A 234-nucleotide genomic window follows, 5' to 3' on the forward strand; every position below is an offset into this window, starting at 1 on the left:
CATCGATTGCTTTCTCTGCGTCTTTGGCACGCTTGTCGTTATCCGCAATCGCTTTGTCCGTTGCCAGTTCTTTTGCATCTACTCTCGACTTCTCTGCTGTAAACTTGTCATCGATTGCTTTCTCTGCATCTTTGGCTCTTTTATCAGCTGTTGACAATTTTTCCTCTAAAGCCAAAGTATTCGCATTTCCAGTTACTATACTTTGCTTAATTTTTTCTTCTTCCTCTTTGGCGC

1 protein-coding gene is annotated in these 234 nt (G+C 41.9%); it reads right to left on the minus strand.

The window, feature by feature from the left end; genetic code table 11:
• Nucleotides 1-234 (minus strand): hypothetical protein (locus EOJ36_RS12035; RefSeq protein WP_164847913.1); only part of this gene is annotated, 234 nt, incomplete at both ends.

This window comes from Sandaracinomonas limnophila, from assembly GCF_004005965.1.
GTDB lineage: Bacteria > Bacteroidota > Bacteroidia > Cytophagales > Spirosomataceae > Sandaracinomonas > Sandaracinomonas limnophila.